This is a genomic window from Peptoniphilus koenoeneniae (assembly GCF_030812875.1).
Taxonomy (GTDB): Bacteria; Bacillota; Clostridia; order Tissierellales; family Peptoniphilaceae; genus Peptoniphilus_B; species Peptoniphilus_B koenoeneniae.
In genome coordinates, this window is the sequence record NZ_JAUSTN010000009.1 from 37,221 (window position 1) to 50,502 (window position 13,282).

The 13,282-nt window shown below is 38.1% G+C and carries 12 protein-coding genes and 1 pseudogene; 2 read left to right on the plus strand and 11 right to left on the minus strand.

The window, feature by feature from the left end:
- Window positions 1–512: 512 nt before the first annotated feature.
- The 7 genes from J2S72_RS08115 to J2S72_RS08145 form a co-directional block, all read right to left on the minus strand.
- Window positions 513–929: a sigma factor-like helix-turn-helix DNA-binding protein gene (locus J2S72_RS08115; RefSeq protein ID WP_023054985.1), complete on the minus strand. Its 417-nt coding sequence runs from the start codon at window positions 927–929 to the stop codon at window positions 513–515.
- A gap of 315 nt (window positions 930–1,244) precedes the next feature.
- Window positions 1,245–2,402, minus strand: a complete 1,158-nt coding sequence (locus tag J2S72_RS08120; protein ID WP_307495315.1) for an MATE family efflux transporter — start codon at window positions 2,400–2,402, stop codon at window positions 1,245–1,247.
- A gap of 11 nt (window positions 2,403–2,413) precedes the next feature.
- Entirely contained in the window at window positions 2,414–4,123 is a 1,710-nt protein-coding gene (locus tag J2S72_RS08125) for an ABC transporter ATP-binding protein (RefSeq protein WP_023055084.1), read from the minus strand.
- A complete protein-coding gene (locus J2S72_RS08130; protein WP_008901341.1) occupies window positions 4,123–5,880 on the minus strand; it encodes an ABC transporter ATP-binding protein in 1,758 nt (585 codons plus the stop codon). The genes J2S72_RS08125 and J2S72_RS08130 overlap by 1 nt, the downstream gene beginning before the upstream one ends.
- A gap of 1 nt (window position 5,881) precedes the next feature.
- Window positions 5,882–7,351: an ABC transporter ATP-binding protein gene (locus J2S72_RS08135; RefSeq protein WP_008901340.1), complete on the minus strand. Its 1,470-nt coding sequence runs from the start codon at window positions 7,349–7,351 to the stop codon at window positions 5,882–5,884.
- Window positions 7,348–8,079: an energy-coupling factor transporter transmembrane component T gene (locus J2S72_RS08140; protein WP_023055091.1), complete on the minus strand. Its 732-nt coding sequence runs from the start codon at window positions 8,077–8,079 to the stop codon at window positions 7,348–7,350. Before J2S72_RS08140 ends, J2S72_RS08135 begins: the two co-directional genes overlap by 4 nt.
- On the minus strand, window positions 8,076–8,675 hold the full coding sequence (locus tag J2S72_RS08145) for an MptD family putative ECF transporter S component (protein WP_023055085.1): 600 nt from the start codon (window positions 8,673–8,675) through the stop codon (window positions 8,076–8,078). Before J2S72_RS08145 ends, J2S72_RS08140 begins: the two co-directional genes overlap by 4 nt.
- Before the next feature lie 185 nt (window positions 8,676–8,860).
- Here J2S72_RS08145 and J2S72_RS08150 point away from each other — a divergent pair, with 185 nt between their 5' ends.
- Window positions 8,861–9,853 carry a helix-turn-helix domain-containing protein gene (locus J2S72_RS08150; RefSeq protein ID WP_023055086.1) on the plus strand — a complete coding sequence of 331 codons (993 nt, stop codon included), beginning with the start codon at window positions 8,861–8,863 and terminating at the stop codon, window positions 9,851–9,853.
- 140 nt (window positions 9,854–9,993) lie between these two features.
- On the opposite strand, the gene J2S72_RS08155 is transcribed toward J2S72_RS08150, so the two are convergent.
- Together J2S72_RS08155 and J2S72_RS08160 are read right to left on the minus strand one after the other, a co-directional pair.
- Window positions 9,994–10,242: a helix-turn-helix transcriptional regulator gene (locus J2S72_RS08155; RefSeq protein ID WP_023055090.1), complete on the minus strand. Its 249-nt coding sequence runs from the start codon at window positions 10,240–10,242 to the stop codon at window positions 9,994–9,996.
- Between the two features lie 34 nt (window positions 10,243–10,276).
- Window positions 10,277–11,098 carry an AraC family transcriptional regulator gene (locus tag J2S72_RS08160; RefSeq protein WP_023055089.1) on the minus strand — a complete coding sequence of 274 codons (822 nt, stop codon included), beginning with the start codon at window positions 11,096–11,098 and terminating at the stop codon, window positions 10,277–10,279.
- A gap of 273 nt (window positions 11,099–11,371) precedes the next feature.
- Between J2S72_RS08160 and J2S72_RS08165 the strand changes: the two are divergent.
- Window positions 11,372–11,569 (plus strand): annotated as a pseudogene (locus J2S72_RS08165) (plasmid mobilization relaxosome protein MobC); the annotation flags it as partial.
- Here the strand turns inward: J2S72_RS08165 and J2S72_RS08170 are convergent.
- Together J2S72_RS08170 and J2S72_RS08175 are read right to left on the minus strand one after the other, a co-directional pair.
- Entirely contained in the window at window positions 11,515–11,802 is a 288-nt protein-coding gene (locus J2S72_RS08170) for a CD1845 family protein (protein ID WP_081696559.1), read from the minus strand. The pseudogene J2S72_RS08165 and the gene J2S72_RS08170 overlap by 55 nt on opposite strands.
- A 43-nt stretch (window positions 11,803–11,845) precedes the next feature.
- Entirely contained in the window at window positions 11,846–13,183 is a 1,338-nt protein-coding gene (locus J2S72_RS08175; RefSeq protein ID WP_023055087.1) for an MATE family efflux transporter, read from the minus strand.
- Window positions 13,184–13,282: the final 99 nt, after the last annotated feature.

Below are 13,282 nucleotides of genomic sequence, written 5' to 3' on the forward strand. Positions count from 1 at the left end.
TGCTTAGAAAGTAACATAGACAGCATAGATAATTGGAGGCTATATCTTAATAGTTCATTATTCATTCTAAATCCTCCTCATATAATTTTATCTAAGGTTTTACGACATTGATAGGTGCTTGGCAGCAACATAGGAATCTCACCTCCGCCTCTTATTCCAGACGAGCCGGCTTAAACTATTGAAGTATCATTATCACTACTTGCTTCATTGAACAGGTTGCCAAATCTGTTTTTATGTATTCTTATTTATCGCTCGCTTTCTTGTTTCCTTGATTTACTCAGTATTCATTAAACCGAAATTATTCTCAGCAGAAAGGTCATGGCGTAAGTCATAATCCTCCACAAGTAGATAAAGTCCTACCTTGGTCTATTCAGTTGTCAAGGAACAATTGCCTATTGGCTTTCAGAGAGATTTTCTTTTAAGTAATTCTTGAAAATAATTCTTCAATTAAATTAAGAGGACAGATCTCCCTTCAATTTATAAAGGAAAATCTGCCCCCATCTACAAGGCGTTTACTTTATGAATTCTTTTAAAAGCACCTTTAGCTTTTTAAGAATATTGTTTTTTCGCCATTGTATAGCTTGATAGCTCACTTTCTTACCTCTCGCTATGCTTGATAGCGTTTCATCATTGAAATATAATCGCTCTATGATGTCCCTTTCCTCATCGTTTAGTTTTGATATAGCATTTCTGACTGCCTCAATCATCATCTGTGTTTCAACAATCTTTTCTACATCAACGCTTTCATCAGCGATGTTATCTATAAAATGTCCATCATGATCCAAAGAGGAAAAGAAAAGCAGGTGGTTTTTTCTGTCCACCTGCTCTAAATACTTCTCGTGTTCTCGTTCTCGCCAGTAGACTTTATAAATATCTTCACTGACTTTTATCTTTTGCCCTCTAACATAAAGGTAATACTCTTTTGCCATAAGGTTTCCTCCATTTCTTTTTTGTCTATTTGTTTTTCAGACAAAAAAGGAGGACTCCTGCATCTTGGCATAAGAAGTCCTCTGAAATGAAAGAAATCCGTTCTTTCTTTTACTATATTTAATTGTTTAGACGAGTATATGGAAAGACAAGCAACTGTAAATTTTATAAGAAAAAGGAAGGATTTTGTTTTGAGTTATAACTTCAAAAAAATATACAGCCTCTATCATATCCCGTCCCTCCATTTTACAGCTAACTATTCCTCATAAATTAAGCCCTTCTACTATTTCAGGTATCCACGCACATAATAAAAAATCTTATGCTTGTACTTTTTCTTTGCTCATCTTATTTAGTTCTCCAAGCATCATGAAGATTCCAACAACAATCATAATAAAATCAACAAGGGGCTGTGTGAACCAAACAGCTTTTACTCCAAATACCATTGGCAAAAGAATCATTGAAGGGACAAACAGGAATAGCTGTCTAAGCATAACAATAATCCCCGCTTTCTTTCCGTTCCCAATAGATTGGAAAAATGTAATGCTCATGACCATTACTCCATATAAAATAAATACGGAATAGAACAGTCTGAAATTCCCAACTCCCTGTGTTATGATACTTGCTTCTACTCCAAATAAGGAAAGTATCTGACTTGATAACAGCAATGATGGAATCCAAAAGACTGCTGCAAGAACAAGTCCTCCGATAGAAAATACCTTCATTGCTTGCCTTACTCTGTCATATTGCTTTGCTCCGAAGTTTGTTCCGACAACAGGCTGCAATCCTTGACTCATTCCCCAAAGTGGAATGAACGAAAAGGCATATACACGAAGCGATGCTGCCATCAAAATTCCGTTTGGATCTCCGCCATACTTAAATGCCATTTTATAAAGCATAGTCTGTTGAATCATGAGCAGAAGCTGCATCATCATAGCTGATGAGCCTACTCCAAACATTTCTTTTTTTATTTCTTCATCGGACTTAATCTTATGAATTTTAACGACTTTACTCTTTTTCAGGAAGTAGTGCAGCGTTACAACCGCCTGAACAAACTGTGCTGTAATCGTTGCAAGGGCAGCACCTTCAATGGCGTATTCACCCATAACTGTCATTAAAATCGGATCAAGAATGATATTCAGTAAAGCTCCAAGTCCCATTATCATCATGGCTTTTTTCATTAGACCTTCGCCACGCATAACCATGTTTGCGGACTGCGTAAAATTTACAAAGAGGGAACCGATAAAGATTACTCTTAGGTATCTGATACCATAAGCTTTGATCTCGGTCAGGTGCAGGAAATAGTCGCTGTCCATCGTGAGAAAGCCACCGTCCCGCAGGGTTGCTACTACATGGCACACACTGGGCTTTGACACCTCCATGTGCCGAGCCACATCTACGGAGCGTACCATACCGAGTTTCTTTTGAAGAACAAGAATGGTTTCCAGATAGTCCTCCCCGGACGCATGAAGTTTCATTAAGACCTCCCTTATGCAGATAATTTCTGTTCGGCGTTCCACATGGCCGCATACTTTCCGCCTTTAGCCAGCAATTCATCGTGAGTACCGGCTTCAGCAATCTTTCCGCCAGATACCACAAGGATTTGATCTGCATTTTTGACGATGGAAAGGGTATGAGCAATCATTACCACAGTCTTTTTCTCTTTCAGCAGATTGGCGATGGCCTGCTTTACTGCCAGTTCGTTCTCGATGTCAAGGGACGCCGTTGCTTCATCCAAAAGCAGGATCGGGCTGTTTTTCAGGATAGCGCGGGCGATTGAAATTCGCTGACGCTCACCACCCGAGAGAAGGTTTCCGTTTTCGCCGGTCGGCGTATCGTATCCCTTTTCCATCTTGCGGATGAAGCCGTCACAATTAGCCTCCCGGCAGGCAGCCTCGATTTCCTCGTCCGTGGCATTGGGGCGGGCGTGCCGGATATTCTCACGAATGGTATCATCAAAGAGAAATACATCCTGATCTACCATCGAAATTTGTTCCAACACACGCTCAGCGGATATAGGACTGATTGGCTTACCGCCGATACGGATTTCGCCGCCAGTCGGCTCATAGTATTTGGCGATCAGGTTCAAGATGGTGGATTTACCGGAACCGGAATCACCAACAATTGCAGTCAATTTCTGATTTGGAACTATAAAGGAAGTTTCCTTCAAAACTGCTTCGCCAGGAATATAGGAGAAGTCCACATTATCAAAAACAATCTCATAATTCTTAACTGTGAACGGTTCTGTACTGCCGTTTTCTTCTGGCTCATGGATTACTTTTAAAATATTGTTTTTTGAAATCACAAGGTTTTTGTAGCTAAACAAATCTACTGAAATTGCCCCGATTAGCTTTGCCAGCAACATAGGGAGCATACATAAAAGCAGAAAATCAATCGTCTGAATTTCTCCTGCCATCCACGGAGAAATCCCAATAAACATAATAAAAGGAACCATAAGCCAGTTAATAATGTTAAAAGCAAAGTTTATGGGAATACCATGTGCTTCATATTCAAAGCTGACCTGACTGAACAATTGCATTGCTTCTGTGGTTGCCTTATTTTTTGTGCCAGCCACGCCGTATGCACGAAACGTCTGAATACCTTCTATATATTCCACAATGCTGCTTACTGTTTCAGATGAAACCTTATTTTTTCTGGTTCCATACTTTTTTACCGTTCGGAAAGAAAGCCACATTTCAGGAATCAGCATGGAAGTAGAAAGCAAAAGGATCCCTCCTGCGGGCAGATACAAATAACAGATAAATACAATAACCATAACGGCCAGAGCAATATTTTTGGTCAAGTTACTTACCTTGTGTGTCAATATTTGTTCATAACTATTTACATCGCACGTCATTGTATTTACATATTGCCCCACCTGCCCATGTGTGAAGCGAAAGAGAGGAATCCTCTTAAATTTATCTCCAAGGAAAAGGCGAAGATTTTTTGAAACGGCAGCCCCGCCGATCTGGTTCTGTGTATAACCTATACTGTAAATAAGCACTCGCAAAGCATAGACTACGCACAGAATTCCTGTGATCGTTAAGATGTCTGTTGTAGTTGTTTTCTTGCCGAGCAGGATCTGAATGACTAGGTAAATCGTCATATAACTGCATCCAGAAAGAAAACCTTCAATAACCGTGAATATCACGCCTATATTAAAGTGGATATTTTTATGCAATGGCCCTGTTTCTTTCATTATGCTTCATCTCCTTTCCCGCCATAGACGATTTTTCTTGAAGCATTGTAATCGCTCCATGCCTTTCTATAATAATTATTTCTGGAAAGGACTTCTTCATGGGTGCCTGCATCGGTTATCGTGTGATTTTCGACAATTGCCACTTTATCACACATTTTAACTGCACCCAAACGATGTGCGACAATCAAAACGGTTTTCCCTTTGCAAAGATTCTCAATTGCCCGATCTATTTCCAACTGATTTTCGGGATCGGCTGCACTTGTGGCTTCATCTAATATCAGAATAGGAGCATTTTTTAAAATAGCTCTTGCAATCGCTATCCTTTGTTTTTCTCCGCCAGAGAAACGGGAGCCAAAACTGCCTACTTTCGTATCATATCCATCTGGCAAAGACATGATGAAATCATCAATCTGTGCCTCTTTTGCGGCTGCCCTCACTTCTTCCAGAGTGGCGTTACTGCCCATACGGATATTCTCCAAAACACTGTCGCGGGTCAAAAACGTCTTTTGAAATACAATGGATATGTTTTGAAGCAATTTTTCATAGTTTATGTTTTTTACATTTATACCGCCGATTAATACCTGACCTTCCTGCACATCGTAAAATCGGGAGATCAGCTCAATGACTGTGCTTTTACCAGCACCGGAAACACCAATCAGAGCTATTTTCTCTCCTTCAGCTACATACAAACTGCAATTCTCCAGAACATTCTTTTTCCCATCATATGAAAAGGAAATGTTTTTAACGGCAATATCACAATGTGTAGGAAAATCCCCATCGCTTTCATAAACAGGCAACTCCAGTATTTCCTTTGTCTTAGTAACTCCATTCAATGCCTGTGCAAAGGTTGTTCCTAACTGCTGAAGTGGAAGTAGCTCAGTTAAATATAGAGAACCAACATAAGCGAAAAGCAAAAACACACTGGAAGTGATAGAATTTCTTAAAAACAGCATTCCACCAATAGGAACCAAAAGAACCATTCCACATTCCAGAATAATAATAAAAATTGCAAAGGGAGGTCCCATTTTACGCGAGATCAAATTCCATACTCTGTTTTCCTCTTTAATGGCATCCGAGAATTTTTTGAACGATTTACTTCCCATATTATAGGCTTTAATTAACCGCATTCCGCGAATGTACTCAATCATAATCGAATTAAATGCAATAAGAGATTGGTTTGAATCATGCATGATACTTGACATACCCTTAAAAAGATGTATCATAACAATTCCTGCAATCGGAAGGGGAATCAAAGAAATTATCGCTAATGGAATGTTTACTGTCATTAAATAAATAAAAATGACTATCGGACCAGTGAGATAACTTACCAACTCTGGAATATTATGAGCAAGGCATAGTTCCAGTTTTTCAATATCCTCATTTAAAACAGTTTTGATTTCTCCCGTGCTATGATCATCCAGTACGCCTAACGGAACTTTTGCCAAATGTTCCACTATCATACAACGTACACGATATAATGCACCATAAGCTCCTTTATGAGAAAGAACGCCTGAACAAGCCAAAGTAATCATACGCAGGATAGTTGTTGCAGAAATCAGTACGATATTATTCACCAATAACCGTTGTGTTATATTTTCGGATAAAATCGCATCCATAAGGTTATAAATGCCAATATACGGCCCTATTACAAATAAGCCGCTTGCAAAAGCACAGGCGACGGACGCAAAAAGATACCGTTTACTTTTCCCCGACCATGACAAAAGAAGTTTTATTGGGTTTTCTTGTTTCTGCTCCATATCACTTTTTCTCCCCCTGTTCCATAAGTGCATAAATTCTTTCCTTGTTTTCTATACAAACGGGAATATCATCTGCCAAAACGTGACAATCAAAGCGAATCAGACGCGAGCATGTTTGGCAGACAAATTCATAATCGTGAGTGACAACAAATATGACTTTATTTTTTGCAAGGTCCTGAATCAATTTGCTAACTTGCTCCATGCTGTCATAATCAAGACCCGAAGTTGGTTCATCAAAAACCACCACTTCCTTACCGCATATCATACTAACGGCTACAGCAACCCGCTGCTTTTGTCCTCCGGAAAGTGTGTTCGGATGCCGTTTACGGACAGAAAGAAGGTCCAAATCATCTAATGCTCTTTTCACCAGCGCAGGATCAGTGTATCTGATTCCAAACGTACATTCAGCTTCTACACTATCTGCAAACAATTCGTAGTTAACATCCTGCATAACCATAAAAGATCGCTTCATGCGTTCCTTTTCATTTTGTGCATTGCCTTGCCACAAGAATTTCCCTGTGGATCCTTTATGCAACCCACATAAAGCACGAAGGAATGTCGTTTTCCCAGCTCCATTGCATCCGACAACGCCAATGATTTCACCTTTAGAAGCCTGCATTGAGATGTGACTGATAATCATCTGCTTTTTGTAAAATAGTGATACATCTTGTATTTCCAGTACAGGTTTTTGAATTGGAACATTGGCAACAACGGGATACACAGTTTCTAACGCCACAGCGCGCAGCCCCATATTCTTTCTTTCAACATCCGAGAGCTTTCTGAGTTCTGCTGACGTCCAAATTGCCTGGATTTCCCCTTCTGACAAATATACAATGCGATCTGCTATATCAAGAAGATAATAAAGGCGGTGTTCAGCAATTAAAATTGTTTTTCCCGCTTTTTTCAGAAGCTGCAAATATTTTTTTAAGTCCGCTATTGAGGCCATATCCAAGTTAGAAGACGGCTCATCCAACAAGTAAATATCCGGGTCCATTGCATACACAGACGCAAAGGCAACTTTTTGTTTTTCGCCCCCGGATAATTCAAATATATTTCGTCCCTGCAAATGACGGATATGTAAGACATCAAGAGTATTTCCAAGTCTACGATGCAATTCCTCCGGTGGGACAGCCGCGTTTTCTATTCCAAATGCGATTTCACTGTCCACATCTACATTAAAGAACTGGGTCCTCGGATTTTGAAATACAGATCCGATTTTTTCAGCAAGTTGATATGTAGGTGTTTCAAAAACCTTCAGGTCATCCACTTGTACATCGCCATTTAACTCGCCAGGGAAATAATTAGGGATAAGTCCATTAATCAATTTTGTAATTGTTGTCTTACCACACCCAGAACGACCGCAAAGCAAAACGCATTCTCCTGTTTCTACAAATAGGTCAATATGTTTTACTCCGATTTCGGAAGCGGTTGTCCCTGCATAGGCAAAGCCAACATTTTTGAATTGGATCATACCGCACCTCCAATCTCACCTGCGTTCAACGCCAAAAGAAACAAGAAACAAATGATTACCAAAATATCCTGTATTCTAAATTTGATTTGTATCAGACAGGTCCGTGAATGAGGATTTTCAATGCCTCTTGTTACAGATGCAATTGCAAGTTCATCAGCTGCCTTGGACGCAGTCATTAAAAGCGGGACATACAAACACTCAATTGTCATCCCAGGGTGATGAATAAAACCCTTAAAAGAAAGTGATACATCTCTTAAACGCATACCGTCTTTGATATAGTGCCAATCTTCTTGAATTGTCGGAATATATCGCAACATAACCGCCAACGGAATGTATATTCCTTTAGAAAGATGTGCTTTATTCATTGCTGTCAGAAATTCATTTACTCTCGTTGTGGACAGTATGATTCCAGCGAGCATTGCACAAGGATACACTTTGTAGAAAAGCCCCATCCATGCGACAAACATCGTATATACAACACCCGTTTCAAGAGAGAGAACGTAAAGGGTCAGTAAATAAAATAAAGCAAAAAAGATCAGATGGCATAAAGAGCGTTTGGCTTTCCCGCATGTGCATCCAAAAAGTGTGATGAATAACACTAATAGCCATACATGCCGCAACGATGGAGCCATCGTTGCGGCAAATACAGTGATTGCAAGTAACAAGATTTTTGTACGTGGATCAAACGTACACAATCCACTATGAATTTTTGTGTACTGTATATTCATGCTGTGATACCCGCTTTTTCAAACTGTTTCTTTAATAGCTTGCTTCCAACAAAACCGCTGAGCAAAGCAATCACTATTGTTCCGATCAACATTGTTACAAGTACAATCCAACTGGTAGATGCAAGCATACTATCAAGATATTCCTGTGTCGTTCCTTTTTCCAGCATAGTATTTACCCATGTTTGCGGGTTAATAAAATATGCAATATATGTGCCAGTTCCACCCAAGCAAAAGAATACATACGAAAGAATATTCATTTTTTTGCTTTTATAATTTGCAGTGTGTGCGACAATTTCTGCAAGTACTCCACCAATTAAATAGCCGATTGTCATTCCAATGTGCATACCTGTTACAAAGCAAAAGATTGCCATAAGCGCACTTGCAATAAAAATGGGGCCTTTCTTTGGTACTTTCGCAACCATAAGCAAATACACTGGACCAGCAAGAAGAGCAGCACCGACAGGATAGTAGAAAGTGAGTGCTGGCATCATCGCAAACACACCACCGCTAAGGCTGATACAGATAAAGATAATTGCGGAAAAGACACCTGTTACGATAAGTTCTTTGACAGAAAGACCGGATTTCGTGTTAGACATTTTTTGTTCCTCCATTTTGATATATTCCACATTTGACTTTCTAAAATCAATGTGGTAGGCTTTGATTAGTTCCAGCTAACCGCTGTAAAAAACTATACATGAACTGATTTGCTTTCGCAACACATTCAGCCCATTGTCGTCCGATGTGTCTGAAAGTATGTCTAATGTGTCTGAGGAGGATGATTATGTCCGATATTGCTGCTCAATTCAATACTATGTTGATAAAAAGTGGTTTTCAGAAAATGCCACCAAATGGAAAATTTAGCTCTATTGGAAACTTTTATTGTTTGCCTGAATCATTTGGAGAGGGAATTTATTGGATATACGGTGAAAAAAACCTATTTAATATCAAAATACATGATTTCTATTTTTACGAGGATGAATTTTTCGATCAGGAAAGCCTAAACTGGCCGGAGAGCCTAAGCATCACCTATTACGAATCTGTATCTGGTGAAGAAATCATGCCTTACCGGCGCCTTACCGCGGGATGTATAAAAACATTCTTTGGAGGCCAGCACCCATACAAGGCAATTTTTCATAAAAACATACCAATTCGGACGATTGGTATAGAGATTATGCCTGCTTACTATGAAAAGTATCTAAAAGAAGCATTTCCAGATGAATATATAAATCCAGATGAAGCATTTCGCGAGATTGATCAAGCAAATGATTTCCCTGAAATGGTTTCTCTGTTACGCAAAATCTGGAATTATAATGGAGATGGAATGGCCGCAAAACTATTCTTCCAAAGTAAAGTTTTCGAGGCAGTAGCTTTGATTGTCGAACATAACAAAAAGAGTCCAGAAAGAGGGAAAGTCCGTATTTCATCACAGGATATAAAATCTCTTGAAAATGTCGCTGCGTATATCAACGATCATTACAACAGAAAAATTCTTTTAGATAAACTAGCGCGCATTGCCTGCATGGGAACAACAAAGTTGAAAATTACATTTAAGCAGGTCTATTGCTGCACCATTACGGAATATATTCAACAGCGGCGTTTATCTCAGGGAGAAAATCTCCTTTGCTCCACCGATTTTTCAATTGAGCAAATTGCTCTGGCTGTTGGATATAGTAATGCTGGTCGTTTTTCAAGAGACTTCAAAAAAAGTACTGGTCTATATCCTTCTGAATATCGGAAGTGGGCACAGCAAAAAAAATCAATAAAAACGATATAACAAATCATTCTGTTTAGAGAAGTTCCTCTATAAACTATTGAAATATCATCTTCTTTCTCTTGTGCTTAGCAAAGCAGAAGGAAAATATTTCGACATATTCGAAAATCCCCTTGCTTTTTTCTACATAATAGCAATCATGTTTAGTTGGGCAAGAAGCGAGCGTCAGGGAATTTTTCTCTGGCGCCCATTTTATGGCACCGAATAGGAATGATAAAATCCCCCAGTTCAACTGGGGGGGCAATAATGCCCTCTTTGGAGAGCCACCACCGGAGATAGGCCCTTATAGTGCCTATCTCCGGTGGTGGCTCTCCAAAATGTTTTTTAAAAGCTGAAGAAAACTTGCCTTGATTTAAGTATCCTGCTAAATCCGCTATTTCTCCGATAGACATACTTGACTTATGAATTAGTAACTCTGCTGCCGCTTCAAGACAAGTTTTTTTTAATGAAACTGCCTATTGAATTTCCGGTTATATAAGCAAAACATCTTTTAAGACTTGATTCAGAAATTGCATATTTTTTTGCCAGTTCAGAAATAGAATATCTGTCAAAAGGATTTTCCATAAGAGCTTTGTAGCATTCTTGAGTTGCTTCGTACACAGGCTCAGAAAAGGATGGAAGTTTATGTGTGTCTTTACTTTCAACTAAACTCAGAAATAGTAATAGTTCTATTGTTTTAATTATTGAATATGGAAGCTGTATCCTCTCATCAACCCTATATAATTCACCAATAATATGATTGATTTCATGACGAGAGCGGATAATTAACGCCGCCCCATTTTTGCACACCTTATCCCGCATTTCAAACAAATCTATATTTCCATATGGAAAATATTTTGAAATGGACTTTTGTGCTATACTCATATCAATAAAAAGAGAAAGCCCAACATATTTTTTCATGGGAATACAAGAGTTTTCAAACGGTACTTTCCCAAGTTCTAAAACACTTAAATCTCCTTTCCCAATAAATGCGCGTTCATTATTTTCCAACTTAAATTCATAGCACCCTTCAAGGCAATGATCAATTTGTAAGATTCCTTCTTTAGGTGTTATTTTTTGATGTGTTGTTCCCATATTTAAGTTGTTATAAGATAATTGAATTCCTTCAAGCAAATCATAACAACGCATTTCTCCTGTACCCGTTTCGTTTCTAAAACGATAAACTTTCGCATTATCAACATTTTTCTTCTCCGAAAAAATATACCCATTGTAGGCGTTTTCGATAATACTCTTTCTATTTAACTCCATACCTTTTGTCTCGCTTCTTGATAATTTTTTGCTATTATACCATAAATATGAGCCTCCCTCTTCCCATCTCTTGTTAAATTTGATATACTGTTCTGAAAATATGCTTAATGCTTGCTATCTTAATCGTTCTTTTGTAGCAAGCACAGTAAGTGTACGGACACTTACGAAAAATTGACGAAGCAGCCCTTTGGGATCTGCTTCTTTTTTTATCAATTTTTAACTTGTTAGGGAGAACCCTAAGACCCCGAAATACACTCAAAGGAGGAACTAACTATGGCAAATAGAATAAGAAACGAAAGACTTGAAATTAAACTAACTGAAGAAGAAAAAGCTCTTTTTGAAGAGAAAAGAAAACTTTCAAAGTGTAGAAACATGAGCCATTTCATCCACAAATGCGTTTTGGAAAAGGAAATTTATCAAGTGGATTTAGAGCCTTTCAGGGATTTACAAGGCTTACTTTCTAATGCAACATATGCTCCAATCATTGGTACGCCGTATAGACTAACTAAAAATCCAATAATCAATACTTCGATTCCGATGGTAACTTCTTTTTGTAAGAAAGATGCTATTGCTCCAAATATGCAAAACATCATCAGCAAATATAGCAGTGCCGTTCCTATTCCGAGTAAGAATGTCAGAAAGGCAGTGAGAATACTAAGCAGGAAGCTGATTGGGAAAAAGATTATTTTTATTATCCATCTCATAAAATATATTCCCTTTATTAAAGACTTAAATTCTTTAACTCTCCTAAAACTTTAAGCTAAAATCATCTTTTTTAATTATTTCGTAATAGATGGATGAAATTATGAGGTTAACTAACCAACCTAAGGGAACTACGTACCAGACCATCTCTACTCCTATTTTATGGGCAAGGGTTATAGATAAAGATACCCTTACAAAAAGATTTATGAGATTTGCTAGGGTGAAGACTCTTACATCTCCCACTCCCCTTAAAGATCCATCAACACAGTGCTTGCTTCCTACTAGGATAAAGAAAAAAGCGATGAATTTTAGATAGGCATTGGCTGTGTTTATGGCAAGAGCTGAAGAGTTTTCATTCATAAAAAAAGCCGTTATGGCAGGATAATTTATTCTTAGTATTATTAAAACTAAGAGGCAATAACAAATGGTTAAGCTTAAGGATGCTCTTAGTCCTTTTCCTATCCTTTCTAGTTTTCTCGCTCCAACATTTTGAGAAGTGTAAGAAGAAACTGCGTTGCCAAGGCTTGTTATTGGAACTATAATTAGGATTTCAATCCTCATTGCTGCAGAAAAGCCTGCCAATATTTCTACACCGAAAGAATTTACAACTGATTGAACGAGAAGCTGACCGATAGTAATGGTTGATTGTTGTAAAATTGATGGAAGGGCAAGATTTGTGACAAGTTTTAGCTCCTTAAGGTCAAAAACCCTGTCAATTTCCACATCAAATTTCCTCAAGTGCCTTATAAAAATTGCAAAAGAAAAAATAGCTGACAAACCTTGGGCTAGGAGGGTGGCGTAAGCTGCTCCCTTAATACCGTATCCTAAGTCTTTAACCATGTAAATATCCAAAATCACATTCAATACTGATGAAAATATCAAAAAGTATAGGGGGATTTTTGATTCTCCAAGAGCCTGATAGAGGGCTGATATAATATTATACATAAACAAAAATGGCAAGCCATAAAAATAAATGTCTAAATAAAGAATCGACATATCCATAATATCTGCAGGAGTATTTAAGATAGCCATTAATTTTTCAGAAAATATTAGTCCAAATATCGAAAGAGCTAAGGATAGGAATAAAAATCCTATCATGGATGTATAAATAGAACTTTTCATTCTTTTATAATCTCTTGATCCAAAATATCTTGCTATAAGAACTGAAGCTCCTGCCCCACCTCCTACTGCTATACAAATAAAAATGGTAGTTAGGGCAAAGCTTGCTCCAATAGAAGCAAGTGCTGCTTCGCCAACGTATTTACCAACGACAGCAGAATCTACTAAAGTATAGACCTGTTGGAAAAGTGAACCGATAATCATAGGCAGGGCGAATTTAATAATCGCCTTACTCGGCTTTTCATCAGTAAGATAATGATTCATATAAACTTCCTTATATAATGTATTTAGGTTGTTAAAGGTAACCTATAACCCTTTTTCGACTAAGTATTATTCAGGTTTGCTGTATAATATTGTTATTAG

Coding starts and splice junctions, on each gene's coding strand:
- J2S72_RS08175 (WP_023055087.1), bottom strand. CDS start 13,183: ATGAATCATTATCTTACTGATGAAAAGCCGAGTAAGGCGATTATTAAA.
- J2S72_RS08170 (WP_081696559.1), bottom strand. CDS start 11,802: ATGAGATGGATAATAAAAATAATCTTTTTCCCAATCAGCTTCCTGCTT.
- J2S72_RS08145 (WP_023055085.1), bottom strand. CDS start 8,675: ATGTCTAACACGAAATCCGGTCTTTCTGTCAAAGAACTTATCGTAACA.
- J2S72_RS08125 (WP_023055084.1), bottom strand. CDS start 4,123: ATGAAAGAAACAGGGCCATTGCATAAAAATATCCACTTTAATATAGGC.
- J2S72_RS08140 (WP_023055091.1), bottom strand. CDS start 8,079: ATGAATATACAGTACACAAAAATTCATAGTGGATTGTGTACGTTTGAT.
- J2S72_RS08115 (WP_023054985.1), bottom strand. CDS start 929: ATGGCAAAAGAGTATTACCTTTATGTTAGAGGGCAAAAGATAAAAGTC.
- J2S72_RS08155 (WP_023055090.1), bottom strand. CDS start 10,242: ATGTCTATCGGAGAAATAGCGGATTTAGCAGGATACTTAAATCAAGGC.
- J2S72_RS08135 (WP_008901340.1), bottom strand. CDS start 7,351: ATGATCCAATTCAAAAATGTTGGCTTTGCCTATGCAGGGACAACCGCT.
- J2S72_RS08150 (WP_023055086.1), top strand. CDS start 8,861: ATGTCCGATATTGCTGCTCAATTCAATACTATGTTGATAAAAAGTGGT.
- J2S72_RS08130 (WP_008901341.1), bottom strand. CDS start 5,880: ATGGAGCAGAAACAAGAAAACCCAATAAAACTTCTTTTGTCATGGTCG.
- J2S72_RS08160 (WP_023055089.1), bottom strand. CDS start 11,098: ATGGAGTTAAATAGAAAGAGTATTATCGAAAACGCCTACAATGGGTAT.
- J2S72_RS08120 (WP_307495315.1), bottom strand. CDS start 2,402: ATGAAACTTCATGCGTCCGGGGAGGACTATCTGGAAACCATTCTTGTT.